The 26,234-nt window shown below is 41.4% G+C and carries 23 protein-coding genes; 12 read left to right on the top strand and 11 right to left on the bottom strand.

Annotated features, from left to right (window positions below; all coding sequences use genetic code 11):
• Positions 1-156: 156 nt before the first annotated feature.
• The gene (locus ACFFGV_RS20625) at positions 157-1,518 is read right to left on the bottom strand and encodes a dipeptidase (RefSeq protein ID WP_377351860.1); all 1,362 of its coding nucleotides are present in this window, start codon (positions 1,516-1,518) and stop codon (positions 157-159) included.
• A 168-nt stretch (positions 1,519-1,686) separates the two neighbouring features.
• On the opposite strand from ACFFGV_RS20625, the gene ACFFGV_RS20620 reads away from it, so the two are divergent.
• A complete protein-coding gene (locus tag ACFFGV_RS20620; protein WP_377351859.1) occupies positions 1,687-2,364 on the top strand; it encodes a VC0807 family protein in 678 nt (225 codons plus the stop codon).
• Here ACFFGV_RS20620 and ACFFGV_RS20615 read toward each other — a convergent pair.
• The 3 genes from ACFFGV_RS20615 to ACFFGV_RS20605 all read right to left on the bottom strand — a co-directional run bounded on the left by ACFFGV_RS20615 (position 2,359) and on the right by ACFFGV_RS20605 (position 4,473).
• Entirely contained in the window at positions 2,359-2,877 is a 519-nt protein-coding gene (locus ACFFGV_RS20615) for a hypothetical protein (protein WP_377351858.1), read from the bottom strand. The genes ACFFGV_RS20620 and ACFFGV_RS20615 overlap by 6 nt on opposite strands.
• An 18-nt stretch (positions 2,878-2,895) precedes the next feature.
• Complete coding sequence (locus ACFFGV_RS20610; RefSeq protein ID WP_377351857.1) at positions 2,896-3,483, bottom strand: hypothetical protein; 588 nt, start codon at positions 3,481-3,483, stop codon at positions 2,896-2,898.
• A gap of 570 nt (positions 3,484-4,053) precedes the next feature.
• A complete protein-coding gene (locus ACFFGV_RS20605; protein WP_377351856.1) occupies positions 4,054-4,473 on the bottom strand; it encodes a hypothetical protein in 420 nt (139 codons plus the stop codon).
• Positions 4,474-5,021: 548 nt separating this feature from the next.
• Here ACFFGV_RS20605 and ACFFGV_RS20600 point away from each other — a divergent pair.
• Positions 5,022-6,383, top strand: a complete 1,362-nt coding sequence (locus tag ACFFGV_RS20600) for a cyanophycinase (RefSeq protein WP_377351855.1) — start codon at positions 5,022-5,024, stop codon at positions 6,381-6,383.
• A 40-nt stretch (positions 6,384-6,423) separates the two neighbouring features.
• Here ACFFGV_RS20600 and ACFFGV_RS20595 read toward each other — a convergent pair whose 3' ends face one another.
• The 3 genes from ACFFGV_RS20595 to ACFFGV_RS20585 all read right to left on the bottom strand — a co-directional run bounded on the left by ACFFGV_RS20595 (position 6,424) and on the right by ACFFGV_RS20585 (position 9,825).
• Positions 6,424-7,035: a class I SAM-dependent methyltransferase gene (locus ACFFGV_RS20595; protein WP_377351854.1), complete on the bottom strand. Its 612-nt coding sequence runs from the start codon at positions 7,033-7,035 to the stop codon at positions 6,424-6,426.
• Complete coding sequence (locus tag ACFFGV_RS20590; RefSeq protein WP_377351853.1) at positions 7,032-8,519, bottom strand: FAD-binding domain-containing protein; 1,488 nt, start codon at positions 8,517-8,519, stop codon at positions 7,032-7,034. The genes ACFFGV_RS20595 and ACFFGV_RS20590 overlap by 4 nt, the downstream gene beginning before the upstream one ends.
• A gap of 136 nt (positions 8,520-8,655) precedes the next feature.
• The gene (locus ACFFGV_RS20585) at positions 8,656-9,825 is read right to left on the bottom strand and encodes a lactate 2-monooxygenase (protein ID WP_377351852.1); all 1,170 of its coding nucleotides are present in this window, start codon (positions 9,823-9,825) and stop codon (positions 8,656-8,658) included.
• Between the two features lie 265 nt (positions 9,826-10,090).
• On the opposite strand from ACFFGV_RS20585, the gene ACFFGV_RS20580 reads away from it, so the two are divergent.
• The gene (locus ACFFGV_RS20580) at positions 10,091-10,414 is read left to right on the top strand and encodes a DUF2628 domain-containing protein (protein ID WP_377351851.1); all 324 of its coding nucleotides are present in this window, start codon (positions 10,091-10,093) and stop codon (positions 10,412-10,414) included.
• Between the two features lie 154 nt (positions 10,415-10,568).
• Here the strand turns inward: ACFFGV_RS20580 and ACFFGV_RS20575 are convergent, their stop codons facing one another.
• Complete coding sequence (locus ACFFGV_RS20575) at positions 10,569-11,768, bottom strand: DUF819 family protein (protein WP_377351850.1); 1,200 nt, start codon at positions 11,766-11,768, stop codon at positions 10,569-10,571.
• 363 nt (positions 11,769-12,131) lie between these two features.
• Here ACFFGV_RS20575 and desA point away from each other — a divergent pair, with 363 nt between their 5' ends.
• From desA to adhP, 6 genes are all read left to right on the top strand, one after another.
• Positions 12,132-13,196 carry a Delta(5) desaturase DesA gene (gene desA / locus ACFFGV_RS20570; protein ID WP_377351849.1) on the top strand — a complete coding sequence of 355 codons (1,065 nt, stop codon included), beginning with the start codon at positions 12,132-12,134 and terminating at the stop codon, positions 13,194-13,196.
• A gap of 105 nt (positions 13,197-13,301) precedes the next feature.
• On the top strand, positions 13,302-14,432 hold the full coding sequence (locus ACFFGV_RS20565) for a sensor histidine kinase (protein WP_377351848.1): 1,131 nt from the start codon (positions 13,302-13,304) through the stop codon (positions 14,430-14,432).
• A 2-nt stretch (positions 14,433-14,434) separates the two neighbouring features.
• Positions 14,435-15,034 carry a response regulator gene (locus ACFFGV_RS20560; RefSeq protein ID WP_377351847.1) on the top strand — a complete coding sequence of 200 codons (600 nt, stop codon included), beginning with the start codon at positions 14,435-14,437 and terminating at the stop codon, positions 15,032-15,034.
• A 228-nt stretch (positions 15,035-15,262) separates the two neighbouring features.
• Entirely contained in the window at positions 15,263-15,442 is a 180-nt protein-coding gene (locus tag ACFFGV_RS20555; protein WP_377351846.1) for a hypothetical protein, read from the top strand.
• Between the two features lie 455 nt (positions 15,443-15,897).
• Positions 15,898-16,896, top strand: coding sequence for a tRNA dihydrouridine synthase (locus ACFFGV_RS20550; protein ID WP_377351845.1), 999 nt, complete (start codon positions 15,898-15,900; stop codon positions 16,894-16,896).
• Positions 16,897-17,130: 234 nt separating this feature from the next.
• A complete protein-coding gene (adhP, locus tag ACFFGV_RS20545; RefSeq protein WP_377351844.1) occupies positions 17,131-18,153 on the top strand; it encodes an alcohol dehydrogenase AdhP in 1,023 nt (340 codons plus the stop codon).
• A gap of 385 nt (positions 18,154-18,538) precedes the next feature.
• On the opposite strand, the gene ACFFGV_RS20540 is transcribed toward adhP, so the two are convergent.
• Together ACFFGV_RS20540 and rlmH are read right to left on the bottom strand one after the other, a co-directional pair.
• Positions 18,539-20,359, bottom strand: a complete 1,821-nt coding sequence (locus ACFFGV_RS20540; protein WP_377351843.1) for an HNH endonuclease — start codon at positions 20,357-20,359, stop codon at positions 18,539-18,541.
• A gap of 125 nt (positions 20,360-20,484) precedes the next feature.
• Positions 20,485-20,964, bottom strand: coding sequence for a 23S rRNA (pseudouridine(1915)-N(3))-methyltransferase RlmH (gene rlmH / locus ACFFGV_RS20535; RefSeq protein ID WP_377351842.1), 480 nt, complete (start codon positions 20,962-20,964; stop codon positions 20,485-20,487).
• Positions 20,965-21,056: 92 nt separating this feature from the next.
• On the opposite strand from rlmH, the gene ACFFGV_RS20530 reads away from it, so the two are divergent.
• Positions 21,057-21,512: a DUF2269 family protein gene (locus ACFFGV_RS20530; protein WP_377351841.1), complete on the top strand. Its 456-nt coding sequence runs from the start codon at positions 21,057-21,059 to the stop codon at positions 21,510-21,512.
• 70 nt (positions 21,513-21,582) lie between these two features.
• On the opposite strand, the gene ACFFGV_RS20525 is transcribed toward ACFFGV_RS20530, so the two are convergent.
• Entirely contained in the window at positions 21,583-22,890 is a 1,308-nt protein-coding gene (locus tag ACFFGV_RS20525) for a Glu/Leu/Phe/Val family dehydrogenase (protein WP_377351840.1), read from the bottom strand.
• A gap of 146 nt (positions 22,891-23,036) precedes the next feature.
• Here ACFFGV_RS20525 and ACFFGV_RS20520 point away from each other — a divergent pair, with 146 nt between their 5' ends.
• The gene (locus tag ACFFGV_RS20520) at positions 23,037-24,437 is read left to right on the top strand and encodes an NAD-dependent malic enzyme (protein ID WP_377351839.1); all 1,401 of its coding nucleotides are present in this window, start codon (positions 23,037-23,039) and stop codon (positions 24,435-24,437) included.
• A gap of 100 nt (positions 24,438-24,537) precedes the next feature.
• The gene (locus tag ACFFGV_RS20515) at positions 24,538-26,031 is read left to right on the top strand and encodes a Na+/H+ antiporter NhaC family protein (protein ID WP_377351838.1); all 1,494 of its coding nucleotides are present in this window, start codon (positions 24,538-24,540) and stop codon (positions 26,029-26,031) included.
• The last annotated feature ends 203 nt before the right edge of the window (positions 26,032-26,234 follow it).

The raw sequence follows: 26,234 nt of genomic DNA, 5'->3' as shown, positions 1-26,234 counted from the left end.
CTTTCTACCACATTGAGAAGGGTTTTGTTCACCAATTATCCATATTTCTTCTTTACTAGAGTAAGCAATATATGACTTTAATGATAAGATAGTATTTTTCTTGGTATGAAAAAAGCCTGCAGAAAAACAGCAGTTTTCTGCAGGCTGATAGGAGAGCTATGATTCTTTGTTCAATGACAGCAAATACTCTCCTACCGTTTCCATCCCGTTCAAGTAATTATCTAAGTGGAAATGCTCATTCGGTGCGTGCAGGTTCTCTGATGGCAGCCCAAAGCCCATTAATACGACAGGTGATTGTAATACACGCGAGAAGACCTCGACAATGGGAATCGATCCACCTTCCTTTGGATACAGCGGACGAACACCATACACCTTCTCATATGCATCTGCTGCTTTTTGTATCATAGTATTACTGGAATCAAGGGTGACAGGGTTGGCTGTCACCGATTGCTGCAACGAAAGTCGGGCGCCCACAGGTTTGTATGCCTCTATGTGTCGGTTAATGTCTTCAAATATTTTCTGTGGATTTTGCTCTCCAACTAAGCGGCAGCTGATTTTGGCGCTGGCCTTTGAAGGAACAATAGTTTTAATACCCTCTCCCTGAAAGCCACCTGTGACTCCATTTATTTCAAGCGTTGGCCGGATACCAGTCCGTTCCTGGAAGGTAAACCCTTCTTCTCCAAAGTATTCCTCTAATGCAAGGTCTTTCTTCGTTTTCTCCTTACGAAATGGAATGCTGGCGACTTCTTCCTTCAATGCCTCCGTCGGCTCTGGAACGCCTTCATAAAACCCTTCTACTGCTATTTTACCCTGGTCATCATGAAAGGAGTCTAATAGCTTTACAAGACTATGAACCGCATTTGGCACTCCACCACCATATACACCAGAATGCAGATCAGAATTAGCCGTTTCCACCGATAATTCCATGGCCAACGCACCGCGCAAAGAGGTGCATATAGCTGGCTGTCCTTCCTCAATAAAGGATGTATCGGAAATGAGAACTGCGTCTGCTGCTAGTTTCTCTTTATGCTCTTCAATAAATGGTGGAAGATTAGGACTGGCTATCTCCTCCTCCCCCTCCACACAGAATTTAACATTCACTGGAAGCTTGCCGTATTGCTCCATTAACGTCTCCAATGCTTTTATATGCAAAAAGAGCTGTCCCTTGTCATCCGTAGCACCACGAGCATACAGCTTGTGATTGCGAATTACGGGCTCAAAAGCAGGAGTATCCCACAGCTCCACTGGATCTGCCGGCTGCACATCGTAGTGTCCATATACAAGCACAGTCGGTTGACCCTCTGCATGTAACCAATCTGCATAGACAATAGGATGACGCTTCGTTTCCACTATTTCCACGTTTTCCATGCCTATCCCCTCTAATGCGTTTGCGAGCCATTCAGCTGCAGCTCTAACATCGTCTTGATGCTCCCCCATGGCAGAAATACTCGGAATACGTAGGAAATCCTGCAATTCTTGTATGTATCGATCCTTGTTAGCCTGTATAATTTGCTTCAACAATCCTTCCTCCTTCACGTAGATACTACTAATATTCTCTCATACTCCTAGGATTATTTCCTACGCAATAATTGCTAAAAAAATAGAGTTCAAAAAAAACCACCACTTTAGCAACTATACGTTATAATGAACGTACTATGATGGTAAAGGAAAAAGGTGGTAGATACTTTGAAGAACAATAACAAATTTGTGGTCCTTGACCTCATTTTCTATGTCGCATTTCCTCTCGCAATCTGGCATATAATGCGAGATATGATTGGTGATTACTATGCCATGCTCTTATCTTCTGTTCCTGGTATTTTTTATACCATCTATCGATTTAAGGAACTAAAAAAGGTTAATGTGTTTGGCATATTCATGATTTCCAATCTAATCGTCGGAACATTAGTGGACGTGTTATCCGGCTCAGCCATACGGTTACTATGGAATAACGTCTATTATTCTTACGCTGTTGCACTTTTATTTCTTCTTACTATACCGTTCAAAAAACCAATCTCTTTATATTTCGCTCTCGATTTTACGGAATTACAGGGATACGATCGAAGCACCAATAAAAAATTATTTTTCCACAAACGGCTATTTCCTATCTTTAATTGGATTGTTGTCGCATTTGCGTTACAGAATATCATCTTAGCCAGTATTAAGGCCTGGCTCATTTCACAATACGGTGTAGAGGCGTTTGATAAGGGGATCGTATTACGGCAGCTGTTAAACTGGGGATTGACCATACCGGTTATGGCGGGGTATTTATACATTGGTAAAATAATATACGATAATCCAGACTTTGTGAAAGAGGCTACCGGTTCTCAGGAAGAGGATGCTATGTTAACCAACGAACGGCTATAGATTAGCTTCTCTTCGTATCTTTTGATCAACATGATTGCGTAAAGCTTTGATATATTCCTTTTCTATTACTTTATTCCACATAAAATATAACAAAACAATAAAGCTAGTATATGCTAAAGATGCACAAGCCATCATAGTTGTTGTCGTTTGATCAGAGGCTACCCAATTGGATAAAGAAAGAGCACTAAATATGGAAAAAACATCACCATACAATGCTGTTACACATAACAGGAGAGCCAAAGCCGCTATCCACTTACACCATTTCTGTTGTATATAATACATCGCTATAAGCATAACTGGGATACTGATAACGTAAACCATTATCCTTGCACCATATAAATAGGATAAAACGGATTGAATGACCGGAGAAATAACAACGGCCGTCAAGCATAAAGCCGCTAACATGCATAACAGCTCGATACGATTCTTAAGGTAGACTCCAATTCTTACTAAAGGAACCAGCCTTTTTCCCTGCTTCCCTTCCGTTTCAGGTGCAGTAGATTTATCTATCATATGAAACTCACCAATCCTTCACAGGTATTTGTTTGCCTTTTTCACCAGTGTGTGTACCTGATCACTAGATGAATGAGTAGTAGTCATTTCCATAAAATTAATGAGCAGCTGCCCTATCATATCCTCAAACATAATGTGGTTAGGATAAATAGCATCTATTTCAGCAAGCAGCGCTTCACCGTTCCGTACTTCCTTTTTGTTCACTCTTAAATGAATGGTTTTGGTTTCATGAGGCTGGTAATGCTTGTGCGTATCCACCAGCTTCCCATAGTGGTACACCTCAATAAGAGAGGAATCTGCATTGGAAATATATTGGTACAGCTTCCAAATATCCTTACGCTTGTAGTATTGAGACGTGAACTCCTTATACAAAAGCCAGATTAGCTGATTCACTGTGAACGAGAGCTCATACTCCTCCTCAATATACTCACACAGAATATGTGCTCTTACATATACGAAAGAAGGAACCGCAACGGTTACATCAATACTGTTAGACAAAGAAGCCAATATCGTTTGATAGAATGCTTTCCTTTTATGTCTATGCATATGAACACGGGGGATATGAAGCATCTGACCCAAAATATCATGTTTACTATATTCTCTCATTCCTACACCTTCTTTAACCTGGTCTATACTAGACTCTATGAAACAGTTACTAGAAGTATGTATAGGAAATGATATTTTTGTCCACCCTAATAGAAACGTATTTTATGGTAGGCGGTGTATAGGTATGAATACAAAAAAAGAAGCTCGCAAACTTTTAAAGAAAACCCAAAAAAAGAACCCATTTCAACTAAAAAAGACCGATCAGAAATAAGCGCATCGTAAAAAAGGGTCGATAAGGGTTCTACCAGGAATTAGAACCCTTATCGGCAAATATCGAATGATGTAATCGAGGCCTGCCAACCTCAGGTATTCTGTTCGTTTTACCCCCTCCTCTTCTTCTATCATAAAATGCTGTGGTTGAGCTTATACGCATCCCTCCACTGACAATATTTCCGTAATCGTCATTCGGACTACCCGTACTCCCCTTTGGGATAGACTTATTTCTTTTATTTAAATGAGCTATCCACATGCACCTGCACACAGATTCTCTCCTTAGGTAAGCTATCCCTTTCATCCTTGCTCGACATTTCTATTTTTTTCTCTATTTCATATACGTCATGTGCATAGTCTCTAACTCGTATCCCAATACCAGCCAGCCTCAAACACCGCATCTTTCGGAACTACCTCTCTAGCAAACCAGCCCACTTTGTTTTGGAACCGCCATGCATTTTCCGTTTCCGCCGATCCCATCACAATCATTCGTAATCCTTGCCGTTCTTTCCCCCATCGTTCTAAACTTCTAATCTTACTCATCTTCCATCTATTAAGAAATCCAATGAATGGATGAAATGGTTCCATAGAGGCTTGCTCCATGACCGGTTCTACCTCCGGTTCGTGCCATCTATTGATTCCAGTGCCTGTCACCACCGCCGTAGCATCCAGTGCTACTCTATGTATGTTCTCATGAAGTAGGATAACGCTCTTCTTAACATTAGGAACAAATGAAAACAATACCGTTAACATAGAATACCAAACAGATTGAATCTTCATGAAACTTGTCCTCCCTCAGGAAAATGTAATGAATAATTTCGTGTAACTATTAATATACGGGTATTTTCAGAATAATCAATCGTTTCTACAAAACTAGTGAATACTTCTATTAACATGACAAGATGAGGGTGTTTCGCGACATTTCCTTACTGAATCGACAAGCTCCTTTAGCTCTTCTTGTAAAAGAACAACGTATCAGGACAATTGATTGGAAAAGGGTGCTTTAAAACAACCAATTATGTCCTTATTTACCATTTAATTCACCAGAAACCCTTATAATTAAGCATTCTAGAATTGGCATTGTTTTTGCATGACAAAGAGGAAAGTCTCTTTAATTCATATATTACTGAGATTTTCTCATAGAGAAGGCTCTGTTCATGCTAGATATTTTCTGTATAGCGTCCTCGTATGTGGAAGACTTGAAGTCGAGTCTTTTCTAATAAAAATTCTCTCGAATCCAAGTCTCCCACTGTTTCTTTATAATATGGAACCATCTATTATCAGCATTGGTCTTAAACAGAGCTAATAACAAAAAGGAGATGATTCACATGAAACATAGGAAGCTTTCCATGCGCAATATTTTATTGGGATCTGTCAGTTTTGGGGTTATGGTGGTTATGCTCTTTGTGTCGTTGATACCTGATTCTGGAGCGGCTGATTCTTCTTCATCTCAACCAAAAGGACATCTTGTCATCGTTGGCGGAGCATTAAGTCCAGATAACAAAGAAGTATATGAAGCCTTTTTAACCTCGGCTGAGGAGAACAGGGATAAGACTCGAAACAGCTTGCGAATTGGTATTATGCCAACAGCGAGTTCCACTCCAATAGAAAGCGCTTCTTCCTATAAGAATGACTTCCTATCCTATGGAGTACAGGAAGAGAACGTGGAGATTATACCAATTGCCCTTCACGATGACCCATCTACGAAAGAGGATGAATCTAAGTGGAAGGATAACGCCACTAAAAAAGCAGTGAGCAGTACTATTCATTCCTACGATGCCATTTGGTTTGTAGGAGGCAATCAATTGAACTATACTTCCACCTTACGAACGAACGATCAAGAAGATACCCGAGCGCTCAGTGCGATCAGAGATATTCACAGAAACGGAGCCACTTTAGGCGGGTCTAGTGCTGGAGCTGCCATCATGAGTTCTTCTATGATTGGAGCAGGAAGCAGTCTAGGAGCCCTTTCTGATGGCGTTAGCTATAAGGACACGTATGGTAATGCAGAAGACAACAGAGTTTTTATAACCGATGGAATAGGCTTTCTTGAAAAAGGACTGGTAGACCAGCACTTTTTAGAACGAGGTCGTTTCGGCCGTCTTCTGGTTGGAGCGTTAGAAACTGGTGTGGAGGAAGCTTATGGAGTAGACGAAGATACTGCGATGGTAGTCGACTATGGGTCCCGTACAATAGAGGTGAAAGGGACTAGTGGGGTCTCCATTTTCGACCTGCGTCATGCTACAGCATCTAAAGATTTCCCTCTCGCTATGAGAAATGTACGGGTTAGTTATCTAGAAACGGGTGATACCTATCACTATGATGAAAACACTTACGACATACACGAGAAAAAATCATATATTACATCCCCTTACTATCCCGCTTCATCAACTCATACAGATATATTTGCAAGTAATGCCCTTCAAACAGCACTCACCTATGATCTTGTAGATAGCGATTCTAAAGAAGTAACTGGCATAGGATTCAACCTGACTAGTGACAAAAGGGGAAAAGGATTTTCTGTGACCTTTACTGAAACGGAAGAGACGAAAGGCTATTGGGGCAAAATAAACGGAGAGGAAAGCTATGCCGCTATTAACGTCAGAATGGATGTAACACCTATGCGAGTGAAGATGAAGCTTAAGCCTGTAAAGGAGAAACAGTTAGACCCTGTATCTACCCGTAAATAAGTAAGAGGGGAGGCTCTTAGGGAAAAGAGGCCTCCCCCTCTTACTTATGGTTGGGTGTACACCACAGAAGATGAACTGTACCAAGCTTCCTATGCTCTGCATCATCAATAGTCATAGGCGCTGCCTCTACTAGCCCGATAATGTCTCGATTCATGTGGCAGCCCCCTCGTTTTTTCACAAATGTATTCACTCTGTTCTGCAGCCAACGGTACAGGGCATTAGAGCTCATACCATGCTCTAATAACAGAATGCTTCCCTCTTCCTTACACCATTTCGATAATTGGCTAAGCACATGTTCGGGATTAGGGTAGGAGCACAAAGAAAGCGTCGAAACGACACAATCAAATTGATTCCTAGGGAAATCCATTTGTTCCACGTCCCCTAAGTGGAGCTCCACCGGCAGGTCATTCTCTTCCGCTGCCAGCTTCGCATATTCCAGCATGCGTTCACTAAAATCAACTGCCGTGATGGAGTCGGCCTGATGGTAGTACGGAAAATTAGTTCCTGTTCCAACTGATACCTCTAAGATATCCCCTGATATATGCTGAAACAGCTGCTCTCTTAACGTTTTATCAAAGGAATGCTGTGAGTTGCGCTTTGCGTACCGCTTCGCCTGTTTATCAAAAAGCTTTACCTGGTCCTCTTTCTTCATGATTGCTCCTCCTCATCGCTTCCTTCCAATAAACCAAATGAAAGCTGCTCCGTCCCGTCTTTCTCTCGCCTCTCTGTCTTGTGCTGATTTCCTTTGGCTCTTCTTGACCTTCCATCCATCTTATTTAATACTTGTTTCGCGACTTTATTTACATTCTTCACATCTACGACAGGTTCTACATAATGAAGGTGAAAGAAACCATCGTATTTCCAAGGCTCATGCACATATTTATTCGGCACATCCTTTAACACAGGTACGTAACGACGCACAAAGGCACCATCTGGATCATGCTTTTTGCCTTCCTGAATGGGATTATATATTCTCGCTTCTGCTTCCCCAAACGTACCTGCTAGCCGCTGCATCTCGCTATAATGAATAGCAGGCTCGTAATCTAAGAACTGTTGAGCTAGGTAATGGGCAGGCCTCCTCCAATCCATGAGCAGCGTATTGCAAATAAAAGATACTAGCATAGCCCTTGAACGAGCGTTTAACCAGCCCGTTTTAAGGAGAGAGCGCATAGCTGCATCAATCATCGGGATTCCTGTTTCTCCCTTGCACCACCGCTCAAACGTCTCTTCCTCCCACTCTTTACGTACAGCATCCAGTTCTTTTTGAACCGAACTAGTCGGAAGGGATGGATATTCCATGAGCTGTTTCATACATTGCCCATGCCAGTACAAACGAGATCGAAATGCCTTTAGCTGCTTGGTATGATTGCCATCCTCAGTCATGGCAGCATTTGTCCGCTGCACCACGTGTCGCATAGAAATATTCCCCCACGCTAAGTACGCTGACAGCCTGCTACAGGTATTAAACGAAGCTAAAGGATTGGACAGGTCCGTCTCATACCGGCTGCACCGCTCCTCCAAAAAGGTTTGTAAATCATCCAAAGCCAACGACTCCCCACCCTGCTGACCGTATTTGATACGTGTACCGCTAGGGGATAATCGATTGAGCTTGTCCACTTTAGAGGAAAGGATGGATGGGACGTCCTCTTCCTCTACTGTGTGAATTCTCTCTGGAACAGGCAGCTGCTCTTCCTTCATATAAGCGCTCCAATTTTGCCTGAAGGACTTCTTCGTATCTTGCTGTATTCCGAGTGAAGGATATTCAATAAAGGAGAGCCCTTTCTCCTCCATCCACCGAGAAACCCGTACGTTTCGATTCCTCGTTTGCTCTGTTCCATATTCTTCGTGAACATGTATAGTAAAATCTCCGAAAGCATCCTCCAAGATGTTCAGCATGTCCTCCATTTCGCCTATGGCTACAAACAGATTACCTCCTCGCTCATCATAGGAGTGCTGTAAATCAGACAAACTTTCCTTCACAAAATGGAAATGTCGCTCGGATAAGTCACCTCCCTGCCAAATGGAAGGTTCAGCTACATACAAAGGTAAAATGGGCTCCCCATATCGCAATGCTTCTACAAGCGGTTTATGATCATGGAGCCTTAAATCTCGCTTCAACCAAACTACATGTACCACCAAAGCTTCCCCCTTAAGCCGATTGCTTTCTATTACTTTTATTGTAGACGGAAAGAATGCTTGGGAGAAGTAAAAAGGTTATGAACTACCTGGAATGAAAAAAGCCAGAAGGACCATTTCCTTTCTGGCTTTTCCTTTATGGTGTGATTTGTTGTAGCATCGATTCCTGTAGCTCTCCAACAGAGGTGCAGCCTGTTAATGCCAGTGTAATATCAAGATCTGCGAGCATATTTTGTAATATTTCATATACACCTCGTTCTCCTGCAACGGCAAGGCCATACATACACGGTCTTCCAACCAATACTGCATCTGCTCCTAAAGCAAGCGCCTTAATAACATCTGATCCTCTGCGGATGCCGCTATCCATTAGCACAGATATTCTGCCCTGGACAGCTTCACATACACCAGGAAGAGCCTCTATCGCACTAATAGCTCCATCCACCTGTCGACCTCCGTGGTTGGAAACAATAATACCGTCCACTTTATACTCTACAGCTAAAGCCGCATCCTCTGGGTGAAGAATGCCTTTTAATAGAATAGGCAGATTAGTGAATTCTCGTAAAAAGGCAATATCCTCCCACGTCAAACCAGGATTTCCAAACGTTTTACTCCAATGAGCAATAGCCCCTTTTGGATCCTCCTCAGGCGGCACACTCAATGCATTACGAAAAGCGGGATCGGATAAATAGTTAGCGATTCCTTCCCCTTGTAGAAAAGGAAGGTACACATTTTGTAAATCCCTTTCTCTCCAAGCCATCATTGGAGTATCCAGCGTAACTACAATCGCTTCGTACCCAGCTGCTTCCGCCCGCCGTACGAAGCTTTTCGTAACCTCTCTATCCCTATTCCAATATAGCTGAAACCATTTAGGAGAAGCATCGATATTCCCCGCTATCTCCTCCATCGTTTGAGAGGAAGCTGAGCTCGTAATATATGGAATATGAAGGGACGCAGCTGCTTTAGCTGTTCCAACATCACCATCAGGATGAATAATAGATTGGACCCCAATTGGTGCTACTAATAAAGGAGACGCGTATTTCCTACCAAATAACTCTATGGACATGTCCCGCTCTTCCACATTACGAAGCATTCTCGGTACGATCTTCCAATCCTTAAAAGCACAGACATTATCTCGCATCGTCTGTTCTCCGCCAGCTCCACCAGCTACGTAATAATAAGGCCCATCCGCCAATACCTTACGAGCCTGCTCTTCCCATTCCTCATACACCTTCGGAAGCCTTTCTGGATCTGGATTGTGCATCGTGCTATACACATTGAACTGCACCTGATTCCCATAAGTCGACATCTAATACCCCTCTCTTACTCATAGAATAGACCTGCCAGCATGAAATGCTACAAAGATAGATAAGTCTGACTTTTGATGCTGTAAGTTGGAAATAGTTAGAAGATTAGCAGATTTGAGGATATCATAACATAATAATAGATAGCGCTTACATGAAATGATAAAAAAAATAAATTAACATAATTAGCTTTTAATGGTAATATTGTCATGGTAAAAATGGTTCCTGGCATAGGATGCCTTTTTAACTATCAATCTAGGATGTGACAAGATGAAGGTAACTTTGACAAACGATGGCGGTATTACCAAACGTGTGAAGTGTGGCTTTAGCTGGACAACGCTTCTATTTGGCTTTTTTCCAGCATTATTCCGCGGAGATTTGAAATGGGCAGCAATCATGTTTATAACAGCAGCTGTACTTGGCTCCTTTACGTTTGGGATAGGCGGTATTATTGCTGATATTGTTTTTGCATTTATCTATAACAAAATTCATATTAAAGAACTAATTGAAAAAGGCTACCACCCAGCAGACGAAGAATCCAGAAGAATGCTAGTAGAACAAGAAATCATCTCGAACACTGCCCAATCAGTATAAATCAATGTCCCAGTATAACCTAGGCTCTAGTAATAGGAGCGCAGCTTACATTATAGGATGCAAAGGATAAAAATACAGCTGATTCAGGTGGATGAGAAAACAAAAAAGACTACCCTTCCTATCTTGGAAGAGTAGTCTTTTTTCATTTAAACGATTAACCGCCTGCAATCATGCGAGCGAGTTGGCCGCATAGTAATGCAGCATAGGTGCCGACAATATTTCCGAGAATCCCCATTAAGAGACCAACAGGAGCAAGTGCTGGCTGGAATACAGAAGCAACAATTGGCGCAGAGCTTGTTCCGCCAATGTTACCCTGTGATCCTACTGCTACGAAGAACAGCGGTGCTTTCAACAGTCTGGCGGCTGCAAAAATACAAATTATATGGATAGCAAGCCACACCATTCCCATAAGGATAAATTGTGGTGCCTGAACGATATCCATTAGGTTGGCCTGTGAGCCTATAGCTGTTAGGAATAAATAAATGCCTAAGTACCCTATTTTACTGGCGCCATAATACTCTAGATTACGAACCTTTGTGAAGGAAAGAGCGATTCCAACAGCAGTAATGATAATGAACGTCCAGGTGGAGGTGCTCATCACGTCCGTCTTTGGAATAAAGGACTGATCTGCAAATATTCGAATGAGATAAGACCCAGCAAACCCAAGGGCAATGATTGCAAATAACTGCGGAAGCTGAAGAGGCTTCGCATGTTGTTGAATATCTGTAGCAATATCCTCATTTACTCGTTTAATAGTAGAGTTGTCCGCGCCATTCCATTTGTTAAAACGCTCTTGGTAGTTAGCCAGGGCAATCATGACACCCATCCAGCTAATCCCTACTAACGTATCAGTTAGGATAACCGGGCTTAGAATATCCTCTGGTGTATTGAAGGCTTCAATCATCGCGCCCATATTGGCAGACCCACCTATCCAGCTTCCCGCAAGTGCGCCAACACCACGCCAAGCCTCCTCAGGAAGGATACCTTGGAATAACGCAAAGGAAAGCGGACCACCAATGACAACCCCAATGGTACCGGCTAGAAATACGAGCACAGCCTTACCGCCCAATTTGAATGTAGCAGGCACGTTCGTACTAATCATTAAAAGCAGAAGTCCTGCTGGCAGCATATATGTACTTAAGAAACTATATAAATCAGAACTTTGTGGGATAATCCCTATTGTCGTAGATATCATCGGCAGGAAGTACATCCAAATCAACGGGGGTAAATAGCGGAAGAATTTCTGCAGCCCCTTATTATCCACTGTTGATAGCATAAATACTATTCCGACAATAGCGACGAGGTAAGCGAATATCGCCATCGGTTCTTGTATAAGTGCTTGACCGTTGTTCATACTACATCTCCTTACTAGCAAAATCATTCGAATTGTCAAAAAATTTAACTGATATATATTCGCACTAGAGGATTGTAGCACATGAAAAGACTTATTCCTATAAAAATGATAATAAAATTTTTAGGTAAGCGGTGACATTTCTCCTAGTTGTTCGTCCCTCGGCTATTCATTTCTAATATTTACCAACACCACCCTCTTGTATCCATCAGCACCCAATTTACCTAGCTTTATCCACCATTTTCATCAACATATATGATAAATGTCATATAGACTACCTGACGTTTATGTCTTATAACCTTTTCTCTAATCGGATAAGATAAGGGTACGATTTTTTACGAACTGGCTAACTAAAGGAGTACAAGTATGGATAAACAAAAACAAAAAGAACTAAAAAAGAGTGTAGCATCCTTTGCAAAACCAGACACAACAGCAGGAGTACGCCAACTGATTAATACGTTAGTGCCCTTCTTTTTTCTCTGGTTTCTTGCTTATCAAAGCTTAGCTATATCCGTTTGGTTAACAATCCCTTTGGCTATGATTGCTGGAGGATTCGTCGTACGCATCTTCATTATTTTTCACGATTGTACCCACCAATCCTTCTTTAAGAATAAAAAAGCCAATCGAATAACCGGTAATATTACTGGTATTATTACGCACTTCCCCTTCGAAAAGTGGAAGCGTGAGCACTCTATCCACCACGCCACAAGTGGAAACCTCGATAAAAGAGGCACAGGAGACATCTGGGTTATGACAGTAGATGAATATCTAGCATCTTCTTTCTGGCAGCGCCTGGCGTATCGCTTGTATCGTAATCCCTTCGTTATGTTTGGATTAGGTCCTATCCTCTTATTCCTTATTTCGAACCGCTTTAATGACAAGAACATTAAGCGGAAAGAGCGCTGGAATACCTATGGGACTAATATCGCCGTTGTACTCATACACACGATAATCATTTGGACACTAGGCTGGGAAACTCTGTTGTTCATCCAAATTCCAATCCTATACACCTCAGGTATTCTTGGGATATGGTTGTTCTATGTACAGCATCAATTTGAAGATTCCTACTTTGAATATGAAGAGGAATGGGATTTTGTCAAAGCTGCCGTAGAGGGAAGTTCCTATTATAAGCTACCTAAAATCCTACAATGGGTGTCTGGCAGTATCGGCTACCATCACGTCCACCACCTAAGCCCAAGGGTTCCGAATTACAACTTAGAGGAAGCACACGAATCAACACCACCACTACAAAAAGTAACTACCATAACGTTATCCTCTAGCTTGGAATCGATTCGATTTCGACTGTATGACGAAAAGAATAAAACGTTCGTTACCTTTAAAGAGGTAAAGCCACTGTTAAACAACTCAGAAGCAATTGCTCGTGCCAAACGACTCATTCACGGTCACAGTCCGAGCATGCAAGAGAAATAACATTGCAAGCATCCATTCTATGTTCAGGATGGGTGTTTGTTTTGTTATAAAGCCACAAATGCTACTATAAAGAAAAACGATACACAAACCAGAGTGGAGGCTTCCATGAAACATTGGTATCAAATCATCCCTAATAATACAGGTTTAAGCTCTTATATATGGATTATTTTTTGCTTACTGCCTTTCTTTTTTATATTTCGATCCTCATCCGTACTGGAGATCATTTTTGGGATCGTTATGATTCTAATATTTTTCGTAGCCTATCGATTGTCGTTCATTTCTCATAATCGATTAGTATATGTTTGGATAAGTATAAAGATGGCGATTAGTTTATCCATGACGATTCTATTTGGTTACATTTACTTCGCCTTATTTTTAGCCTTTTTTATCGGAACCATTCGAAACAAAGCAGGGTTTCTTTCCCTATATATCGTTCATCTCACTACAACCCTTGCAGCAATTACAGTGATATTCTTTATACAGAATGAATCCCTATTCCCGCAGCTGCCGTTTATTATTATTAGCATTATCGGCGTCATTCTGCTGCCATTCACGATACGATATCGCCAAAAGCAGCAGCGATTAGAAGGAGAATTAGAGGATGCTAACGAAAAGATATCCCAATTAAAGGTCATTGAAGAGCGAGAACGAATTGCTCGTGATTTGCACGATACGCTTGGACAAAAGCTTTCCATGATCAGCCTGAAAAGCGACCTGGCAGGAAAATTAATAGCAGTCAAACCACAATCCGCAATAAAAGAAGTAGAGGATATTAGTCAAACCGCTCGAACAGCCTTAAAGGAAGTACGAGAAATGGTGTCGAATATGAGAGGGGCCAAGCTCGAGGACGAATTAGTTCGGGTCCAGCAAATCATTGAAGCAGCTGAAATGGAATTTCATTTCGACGGAGATGTACAGCTGAACAATACACCTTTATTAGTAGAAAATGTGTTAAGTATGTGCTTAAAGGAAGCTGCCACTAATATAGTGAAGCATAGTAACGCTACCACTTGTCACATCAATCTTCATCAGACCCAGACAGACGTATCAATCGTGGTCACTGATAACGGGAAAGGAATCGGGGAAAACAAAGGCTCTTTTCAGGGACATGGCCTGCAAGGAATGCGAGAACGACTCGAATTCGTAAACGGCAGCCTGGATATCGTCTCTAACAACGGAACCATCCTGACGATTCGTGTACCAAACGTCATTAAACAGGAGCAAAGGGAGGAATAAGTGTGATTCGGATAGTTATTGCAGAAGACCAGCGCATGCTGCTAGGTGCGCTTGGAACCTTACTCGACCTCGAGGAAGACATGGAGGTAGTCGGTCAAGCAACCAATGGCGAAGAAGCTTGTACCTTAGTCCACCAGTATCAGCCAGACGTATGCATTATGGACATTGAAATGCCACTGAAAAGCGGGCTGGACGCTGCCGAAGAACTAAAGGATACTCCTTGCAAAATCATTATTCTCACTACCTTCGCCCGCGCAGGCTACTTCGAACGCGCTCAAAAAGCAGGCGTCAGCGGTTATTTATTAAAGGACAGTCCGATTGAAGACCTGGCCACCTCCATTAAAAAAATCATGGACGGCCAGCGCATCTTCGCACCTGAGCTTATTGATTTAGCCTATGGCCACGAAAACCCATTAACGGATCGAGAAAAACAAGTTATTCAGCTTATGTCCGAAGGGAAAAACACGAAAGACATCTCTAAAGAGCTCTATATCACTCCAGGTACTGTTCGAAACTATATATCCGTTATCTTAGATAAGCTAGAGGTCGGGAATCGTATTGAAGCAATATCTCGGTTTAAGGAAAAGGGCTGGTTTAAGTGAGAGAAAGCTTCCTTTGTGGGGAAGCTTTTTTTTATTTAAGTGATCAACCACTGATATAATGTCTTTTGACCTAATATGAACACAGTTGATGATACCTTATATTGTTGATATGTCATTCATTCTATTTCCCAAGTCCTATTTGAAGGTTTAAACAAATTAATTACCATATTTTATGTTAGAATTCAAATCGAGAAATAAATTTCGATGTCTGAGGTGGAGGTGACTATTTTGTCTAGACAACCAATAGGAATAATACTGACAATTCTAGGAGCAACGATGATGGTAATGAACATGTATCTGTTCGAACTAAGTGAATATTACGATGTAATACGCAGGCTGTCATTCATTTCATTTATTGTAGGGATATTGATGATTCCTACCTACGCTAAACCAAAACGTAACAAATAACCTTTATAATCACCTTTACATTCCAGTCCATTTTAGCGATATGGAAGTACTATTTGACCAATAAAAATGTTTTCGAGACTACCTAGTAATTTCTTATATTAGGTAGACTTTTTATTTTATTCTCCTCCACACCTTACATCCCCCCTATTGACCTTCTACAAAGCCATGTATGCCTTCCCCTCCTCACTGGACGAGGAAGTTATGTACAGACAATCGTTTTGAAATGATATACATATACCTCTATCCCTCACCACTTGTATGTTACTGCCTGGCTGCTTGATTATAAATGGTGAGCATGCATATATTGGTACTTGAGAGTGCTCCCCTTGCACTTTTCACTTGATACTATTAAAGTATATAATAGTGAAATCCAATCTAGTTATGGATCAGAAAGAAGCATGTTAACTTTTAATTTGGGGAACTTGATTTCCCTTAGGAAAGGGTTCAGATATAGTATGAAAGATAATTTTTGGCATGAATTGCCACGGCCGTTTTTTGTTCTTGCACCGATGGAAGCCGTGACAGATGTCGTTTTTCGTCATGTCGTAAGTGAAGCAGCTAGACCTGACGTGTTCTTTACCGAATTTACGAATACGGAAAGCTACTGCCATCCGAAAGGAAAAGACAACCTACGAGGACGTCTGACGTTCACGGAGGACGAACAACCGATTGTCGCCCATATTTGGGGAGATAAACCGGAATACTTCCGACAAATGAGTATCGGAATGGCGGAGATGGGATATCGTGGAGTCGATATTAATATGGGGTGTCCTGCGGCTAATATCGCAACGAAAGGAAAAGGCTGCGGTCTAATCCGTCGTCCCGATGTAGCAGCGGAAATCATTCAAGAAGCCAAAGCAGGCGGCCTGCCTGTAAGTGTGAAAACCCGTCTAGGTTATACCGACGTGGAGGAATGGCACGACTGGCTGAAGCACCTCTTGGAACAAGATATCGTCAACCTTTCCATCCACCTCCGCACGAAAAAGGAAATGAGTGAGGTCGATGCGCACTGGGAGCTGATTCCGGAAATTAAGAAGCTTCGTGACGAAGTGGCTCCTGATACGCTTCTTACCATTAATGGAGACATCCCTGATCGTCAAAAGGGGCTTGAGCTCGTCGAAAAATACGGAGTAGACGGAGTGATGATTGGACGAGGGATTTTCCATAACCCGTTCGCTTTCGAAAAGGAGAAGAAAGAGCATAACAGTGAAGAGCTGCTCGATCTCCTGCGCCTCCAGCTCGACCTTCATGATAAATATTCAGAGGAGCTAGAGCCGCGTCTCTTCAAACCGCTTCGCCGCTTCTTTAAGATTTACGTACGAGGATTCCGAGGAGCGAGTGACTTAAGAAATCGACTAATGAGCACAGAATCTACGAAGGAAGCACGTGCTTTACTTGATGAGTTTACAGAGAACAATGGCGTTAAGGAAGAGGAAGGATTTTCTATTTCTTAAGTAAAGCCTATACTATATTTTCTAGAGAGAAAAGCCGTTAGTGCTTTTCTCTTTTTTTTCTATGCTCTCCCCCAACACCAAAAAGGAAACTAAAATTCAAAATTTGTTCAACATTTCACAATGTATAGTTTACGTATTGGCGTTATAATAAATTCATAATAGCCAACCACTAGAAATTGGTAAGAAGGCGAAAAAAACTTTTGAATCATAGACTGGTAAAGGGGAAATCACACGATGAGAGCAGTTGTTGTTAATCCAAAAGCAAAATCAAACGTTGAGATCGTTGAAAAAGAAGTACGTCCTTTGAAATCCGGAGAAGCTTTAGTAGATGTAGAATACTGTGGCGTATGTCATACGGACCTACACGTAGCAGCCGGCGACTTTGGCCAGGTGGACGGTCGCGTTCTCGGACATGAAGGTATAGGTGTCGTTTCTCAGGTAGCGGATGATGTTACTAGCTTGAAGGTTGGCGATCGAGTCAGTATTGCCTGGATGTTCCAAGCCTGCGGAAGATGCGAGTATTGTACAACAGGCAGAGAAACATATTGCCGAAACGTTCAGAATGCCGGATATAGTGTTGATGGAGGAATGGCAGAACAATGCATCGTAACGGCTGATTATGCAGTGAAAGTACCTGAGGGACTCAATCCAGCACAAGCGAGCAGTATCACATGCGCTGGGGTCACTACCTATAAAGCCATCAAGGTCTCTGACATTAAAGCCGGTCAATGGATTGTCGTATATGGTTGTGGTGGATTAGGGAACCTTGCTATCCAATATGCGAAAAACGTGTTTAATGCCAATGTAATTGCTGTAGACATAAATGACGATAAATTATCATTAGCCAAAGAAATCGGTGCTGATATAACCATCAACCCTCTTACACAAGGGGATGCGGAGGAGGTTATCCAAGAACAGCTCGGGGGAGCTCATGCCGCAGTTGTTACTGCCGTCTCTAAAGCAGCCTTTAACTCAGCCGTCCATGCGGTTCGTGCCTGCGGCAAGGTAGTTGCAGTAGGCTTACCATCCGACACCATGGATTTAAGTATTCCACGACTCGTACTGGATGGAATTGAAGTCCTCGGCTCCTTAGTGGGCACTCGCAGAGATTTAGAAGAAGCCTTCCAATTCGGTGCAGAAGGTAAGGTCGTACCCGTTGTCCAAACTCGCTGCTTACATGACGTACAAGATGTATTTGAAGAGATGGAGCAAGGGAAAATTCAGGGACGGATGGTTATTGATTTTAAACAAGAATAGGGAATAAACATAAAAAGCTGGATCACAGTGGAGTCGTGATCCAGTTTTTTTATGGGGGGAGTGTTTTTCACTTATTTTACAATGTCGTATAGATAGTCAAACGATAAAGTTTGAAATTATCTTTGTATTGTAAGAGCCATTACAAGTATCGCAGCACCAGTGATTATTTATGGTACGGTTCTGCATGTTTTATTAGCTGTTAAACATCTACAGAAGAAAACCAGAAAGTTATCTTCTAACTATCCTTCTGGTTTCCCTTAACATTTATTTTTTTATTAAAGACCTTATTAACAGATTTTATCTCCTAATAGCCACTTTCGGTGTCATGCCTTAGTAGTAAAACCTTATACAATGGTATATATACATTATATCAAGAAGGGACTAATTATATATTGTAATAACTTAAACCATGCTGAATAAAACTCTCTTCCATACGGTTTATAAAAGGATTTAATTTTTCCAGTTGTTCATCTATGAATTCTTCAGACAAATTAATATTCAAATCACGTACTATAACCACAATATTTCTTAAAACGAGATCAATTGTAAAGGAATCAACTACATTATCAATTAAACTATTTTTATAAACAATTGTTTCCTTCAAAATATCACTTTTTGAGATACTCTTAGTAAATGGTAAATTCTTTGAAATGTAATGTAAATCATCAATATCTGAATCAGATAATAATTGTTGAAATACTTCATATAGTCCTTTTAACTCTGATTTACTATAAAATCCCTTATATTGATTCCTTCCATAAAATCTCTGTAATTTATCTATATAGAAATAGAATGTATTATTTTTATCAGTTCTTTTAATATAATCTGGTTTATACTTAATCGCTGAACTTATATCTAGTTCTTTTTGAAACTCTTCAAAAGTAATTGTTTTATTTTTAATAAACAATTTATCTTTTCTCGAATTAATATAATTATCATAAATAACTTTAGGAATTAACTCATCTACTAACCAATTATATGTAAATTCTGGAGACCAAAACCTCTTACACGAGTAGTTTTCTTTCTTATTTTCCCTTGAAAGGAAAAAGTCATCAGTCCAAGTAATCCATACATCATTATTTGAATGAATTATGTAACTTTGCTTTTCTTGTTCAGGGATTAAAAATGCATGATGACCTTCATCGTATAATTTATTATTATCCTTTGAATGTATCTTAATAAATGAAGCCGTCGCATCGAAAATATGGTCTGAAGTATCTCCATTCTCGTAATCATACTTATTTACATAATTCATAATTTGCTGCCATAATTGGATACTAACTTTTAATAATTTGACTTCATTAGAATTCGGAGAGTGAGGAAAAATATCCTTACGAAAAAAGTCCCGATTCTCCCTTAATTTTTTCATATAGATATCAGCAAAGTCGTCAATTATCTCGCATAGTTGCTCTAAAATAGGTTGATCTAATGGCACTCTTGTATTACCTAATTGAACAAAATAACTATTCCTATCCTTAATAATAAAATTTCTTAAATTTAAATCTAATGGTGTTTTATAGCCATCTAGAAGAACTTCTAAAATTTGGTTATGATTTAAAGTAATCATACAATCTCTTAAGCGCAGGCTATTAAATGTAATTAAACAACTCCCTTTATTATTGGGGAAATTAGGTACATGTCCATTCATCTTGACGTTAGGTAATGACCTTTTATATATTAAATTTTCTTGACCGGAATAGACTTGCCGTTCTACATTAAATTCCCCTTCACCTGATAAAGTATTATAAATTATTTCAAGTTGTTTTTCACTTTCAAATTTATCAATATATGTGCTTAAAGATGCTAAATCTTTATCAAACTTATAATTCCTTTTTAATTCACTTATCTTATCACTTATCTTATTTGCTTTTTTAGAGGTCTCGCTATATATGCTATGTACAATCCATGATGTCGGATAAACATCATTATTTTTTTTATAATTGTAACTACCATGTGTAGGGACAAGATTATAAAGACAATTTATATCAAAGTCTTCTGGTAACCCGCTCTCATTTAACTTTCTTTTCAGTTGATCAGGTTTATCCTTATAACTTTCTGGAATAATATGATCAATTGTCATCTCTCTATACCTAATAGGTGTTTTCTCATAAAAACATTTACCTTCATAAATTTCGAATAATGCAGCACGTACATATGGATTATTCTTGTTTTCTGATTTACTATATATTTCTCTATTTAAACCCAACCCTCTATTCCTCCTCCTATTTTTATTTAAATCCGCTCACTTATATATTTTTCCTCACCACTAGCTATTAATCAATTTGCTTATTTGATTATTGTTTATACTTACTTCAATATATTGCTTTACCATCACTTATGATACGGTTCCCCCCGATTAATCCGAAATGCCCGGTACACCTGCTCCAATAGCATCAGCCTCATCATTTGGTGAGGGAATGTCATTTTTGAAAAGCTTAAGGCAAAGTCAGACCGCTTCTGGACATCGTGGCTAATGCCGAGGGAGCCGCCGATGATGAAGGCGATTTTGCTTTTGCCGTAGGTGGCTAGCTGGTCGAGGTGGTCGGCTAGTTTTTCGGAGGTGATGTGTTTTCCTTCGATCTCGAGGGTGATGACGTAGGTGTCTTGTCCGATTTTGCTTAAGATTCGTTCGCCCTCTTTTTGTTTGACCTCCTCCATTTGGGCTTGGCTCAGGTTTTCTGGTGCTTTTTCGTCGGATACCTCCTGAATGTCGATGGTGGCGTAGGGGCCTAGGCGTTTGATGTATTCGTCGATGCCTTGTTTGAGGTATTTTTCCTTTAGTTTTCCTACGGATACGATTGTTATTTTCATGAGGCTGTTCCCCTTTTTCGTTGTGTTATTTCTCCTTCTCGCTTCATAGGTATGTATGGTGTGGATATGGAGCGCGGAAGGGGAGGTTATTTGTGCTATCGTTCTTTGTGCTTGTTCATGTGTTGTCGGGGATTATTGGGATTGGTCCTACGTATTATGCGCATGTGCTCATTCGTCCTCATCAGTCTCCGGAGCAGCTAAGAGCGTCGCTTGCTTTGCTGAAGCGGCTGGAGTATTTTCCGAAAATCGGCGGTACGATTGCGGTCGTGAGCGGTTTGTTGCTCGTGTTGATTGGTGATTATGGTTCATTTATGCAGCTTTGGTTGTTTGGATCGTTAGTGTTATATCTGGCCGTTCAGGTTATTATGGTTACGCTGGTGTCGCCTCGTTCAGCAAAGCTGCACTTTTGGGTGCATCATGCTGATAATCAAGGCGCAGAAGATCTGCCTGCTCCACAGCATCAGCTACTTCTTAGTATGAATGCGTGGATGAATGCTGCTTCTTCACTTGGACTTATTTTGTTTATCCTTATGATACTAAAACCGTAAGCCGCTTGCCTAGCACTCTTTATAGACTTAATAAAAGGAAGCTTCCTGTTGGAATGGCTTCCTTGTTTGTTTACATTTTGGATAAGTCCCCGTTTTGACACCAGCCTCTTGCTTGTAAGGCGAGGACAAGCTGCTTGATGGCGACCATATAGGCAGCCTTTCTCATCCCGCATCCCTTCTCTCTTCCCATCGTAAATACGCGTTGAAAGCCTGCGATCATTCGTTCCTCTAGCTCCTTGTTCACTTTTTCTTCCTTCCAATAATAGTTCATGGTGTTTTGTACCCATTCAAAATACGATACGGTGACACCGCCGGCATTACAGAGTATATCCGGAATGATGAAGGTTCCCTTCTCTTCCAAAATATCATTTCCTTCTGGGGTGGATGGGCCGTTAGCTGCTTCCGCGACTATTTTCGCCTGAATGGTCGGAGCATTTTCGGCTGTAATCTGATTTTCGATAGCTGCTGGAACGAGTATATCAATTGGTAGAGCAAACATTTCTTCATTAGAAATTGGTTGGCAATGGGAATAATCAGCAATTACATTCCCATCCACTACAAATTCAAGCAGCTCTTTGATATTTAACCCTTCTTTGTGATAAATACCTCCTGATGCATCGGTTATCGCTACGATTTTCACGCCACATTCGTGCAAAAAGTGAGCTGTTGCGCTTCCGACATTTCCAAAGCCTTGGATGGCAGCTGTCGCTCTGGATAAATCTAAATCGATGGCATTCGCCGCTTCTCGAATCGTAATCATTACCCCACGACCTGTAGCTTCGAGCCTCCCCTGGGAGCCACCGATAATAATAGGCTTTCCGGTAATGAGACCAGGGATGTTATATCCTTCGAGCTTATCGTATTCATCAATCATCCAGGCCATCATTTCCGGTGTTGTATTCATATCGGGTGCTGGTATATCCTTTTTTGGTCCGATAATAGGCGTGATTTTTCGAATATAGCTCCTGCTTAGTTCTTCTAATTCACGACTGTTCAGCTCCTTCGGGTTGACGATGACTCCGCCCTTTCCTCCTCCGAGCGGCAGCTCTAATATGGCGGATTTCATCGACATCCAGATGCTTAAGGCCTTCACCTCATCCAGGGTAACATCAGGATGGAAGCGGATCCCTCCCTTTGTCGGTCCTAGAATATCTAAATGCTGGGATCTATACCCTGTATAATTTACAATCTCTCCGTTATCCTTACGAATGGGAATGGCCACTTCTAACACTCTCATTGGCTTTTTCAGGATATGATAGATACTCTCTTCTAATCCTAGTGTATCTACAGAGTCCTTGATAAGCGACTGAACTATCTCATAGGGATTTTGATTATGGGTAGCTATATCCGCCTCAACTTTATGCTCTTCAACGGTCATGATCATTCCTCCGTTACGTGTCATTAGTATCCATAATGTGCGTTGAATGGAGGTTTATTATGTAATACAGAAGCAAGTTCTCATAATTCCAATCAGATTGTGGGATTCTAACATCATAATTCTGATTACAAAGGGAGCACTAAGCTATGTCTAAATCAACGATGAGTATTGTATTGCGTCTGGAAATACAGAAGGATCAGGCTACCTTCGGGGAAATTGCTACTATCGTCAGCGATGCTGGAGGCGATATTGTCGCGATTGATGTTATTAAAGAGGGACAAGGGATAACCGTTCGTGATATTTCCATTAATATTAACGATGAAGCTAAGCAGCATCGGATTATCCAATCAGTAGATAATCTTCCTGGTGTCGCTATCAAGCACACCTCTGACCGTACTTTTCTGGTTCACAAGGGAGGGAAGATTGCGATATCCTCTAAGGTACAGATTGATAATAGAGAAGAGCTGTCTCGGGTGTACACGCCTGAAGTAGCCCGGGTGTGTGAAGCCATTGATGAAGACGTGACGTTAGCTTCTCAGTTCACCATTAAGAAAAATACGGTAGCTGTCATATCCGATGGCACGGCGGTGCTCGGTCTCGGTACGATAAAACCAGAGGCTGCCATGCCCGTTATGGAAGGAAAGGCGATGCTGTTCAAACAGTTTGCAGGGGTGGATGCATTCCCCATTTGTATTCATCCGCAGTCCACTCCGGAGGAAACTGTTAAGCTTATCACGTCTCTCAGTCCAACCTTTGGCGGTATTAATCTGGAGGATATCGCTTCACCAGCTTGCTTTGACATTGAACAGAAGCTCAAGGAGCAGCTGGATATTCCTGTTTTCCACGATGATCAACATGGCACTGCCATCGTTGCTTTAGCGGGGTTATTGAATGCCTTAAAGATAGTCGATAAAGAGCTAGCTGCATGTAAAATTGTAGTGTGTGGTATTGGTGCTGCGGGTATCGCCATCACCAATATGCTGTTAACAGCAGGTGCAGCCAATATTATCGGTGTAGATGTGGATGGAGCATTAATTCGCTCCAGTTCTTATGACAATGCTAGCTGGAACGATATCGCCCAACGAACTAACCCTCATCAAGAATCTGGTTCTTTAGCCGATGTGTTGTGTAACGCAGATATATTTATCGGTGTTTCGGCACCAGGCATTGTAAAGCAGGAGCAAGTGAAGAGCATGGCCAAGGACCCTATCTTATTTGCATTAGCAAATCCCCATCCAGAGATTACTCCAGAAGAAGCAGGTCCATATGCCAGGATAATGGCAACGGGCAGAAGCGATTATCCTAATCAGGTGAACAATGTTTTATGCTTTCCTGGAATCTTCCGTGGAGCGTTAGATGCTCGAGCAAGTGATATCAATGAGGAAATGAAGCTAGCTGCGGCAAAGGCTATTGCTTCTGTTATTAAAGAGGAAGAGCTGAATGAGGATTACATTATTCCAAGTGTCTTCAATGAAAATATTGTCCCAGCCATTCGAAAGGCTGTCATGGAAGCAGCGCAGCAGACCGGTGCTGCTAAGAAAGAATGAATGATGGAGGTACCATTTTCTACCTTGTATAGCAAGGGAGAAAGCAATACAATGTAGGTTATAATGCTTCACCCTAGTATGTATTTCAGGAGGGAAAACGATGGATGAACAAGAAAAACAACAGAAACAGGAAGCGTCTGAAGCAGTTGGCCAAAAGGATGTATCACACCTCGATTTTTATGGTGGGCCTTTTGCAGCGACCATTCCCCTTGTATTTTTCATTATTTGGGCGATTACCTTAAGTGTAATGAAATTAGTGACTGAAGAAGCATTAGTGCTTGGGATGGTCATTGGCGTGGCTATTGGATTATTCTTCTGTAAATCGTTATGGAAGGATTATGCACAAGCACTAGTTGCAGGTATGGCACAGCCTATTGGGGTTATTGCCGTAATAGCCTGGTTCTGGGCTGGTATGTTTGCCAAGCTGTTAGCTGCTGGCGGCTTGGTAGACGGACTCATTTGGTTTGGGTTTCAAACCGGACTCGAGGGCGGGCTGATTGTTGGGTTGACCTTCTTACTAGCGGCTGTTTTCTCTACTGCTGTTGGTACAGGCTATGGCACCGTTGCTACCTTTGGTATTCTCATGTATCCAGCCGGGGTTATTTTAGGTGCTGATCCCGTCGTATTACTGGCTGCAATTTTGAGCGGGGCGGTATTTGGAGACAACCTTGCACCGGTATCTGATACTACCATAGTTTCGGCTACGACTCAGGAGGCTGATGTCCCGGGAGTTGTTCGTTCTCGATTTAAATATTCGATTGCAGCAGCAATTCCGGCTCTTATTTTGTTTATTGTTATCGGCGGGGGCGGTGAAGGCGTGGCAAACCCAGAGGCGCTTTCCCAATTACAAAGTCAGGTATCTCCAGCAGGTCTGATTATGCTTATCCCGTTTGCTTTAGTGTTATATTTAGCGCTATCCGGACGTCATCTGCTGACCTCCTTAACCCTTGGTATTGTAGCGTCCATTGGCGTCATTCTCCTAACAGGCACACCTCTTACAAAGGTGATTCGAATTTACCGGGATGATGCTGGAGAGGCAGCAATTGGCGGTGCACTGATGAATGGTATCGGTGGATATTTCAACATGGCCATCCTAATTCTCTTCATCCTTGCTGCAGCTCATTTAATGGAAGTTGCAGGGACAATGGAGGCAATCAAGAACTTCTTCTTGAAACTAATTAAAGGTGTAGTACGAAGAGCTGAGCTTTCCATTTTCGGAATTGTAGCATTTTTAAACGTTTTTATTACTATCAATACTGCTGCTGAAATTACTGCAGGTCCATTTGTTCGCAAGCTAGGGAAGGAATTTAATATTCATCCCTATCGAAGAGCAAACTTTCTTGATACCGTTTCCTCTTCCTTAGGGTATATCTTCCCGTGGAGTGGTGGTGTATTACTAGCCTGGGCAACCATTAAAGGAGCTAAAGAGGATTTTCCATTCCTGCCGATCGCAGGGCCAACTGAAATCTTCCCATATGTATTCCAGGGCTGGTTCCTGTTATTGGTGATGCTGATTTCTGCGCTAACAGGGTGGGGATTAAGATTTACCGGCAAGAACGGGGAAGAACTAAAAACGAATGACGGAAACGAGTAAGTATAATCTGGCTAATATATGTGGCTAAACAAGAAAACCAATTACTATAGAAATATAAAAGGTAGAAGACACCTAACTATATCAGGTGACCTTCTACCTTTTTGTTTGGCCTACATTTATTCCATAGCCCCTTCATTGGCTTATACATACACATGCACAAAAATGAATTATCCACAACTTCTGTACACACTGTTATATTCACA

Source organism: Pontibacillus salicampi, assembly GCF_042434395.1.
Classification (GTDB): Bacteria; Bacillota; Bacilli; order Bacillales; family BH030062; genus Pontibacillus; species Pontibacillus salicampi.
Note: the sequence above shows the minus strand (reverse complement) of the source record. Positions and strands in the feature narration are given on the sequence as shown.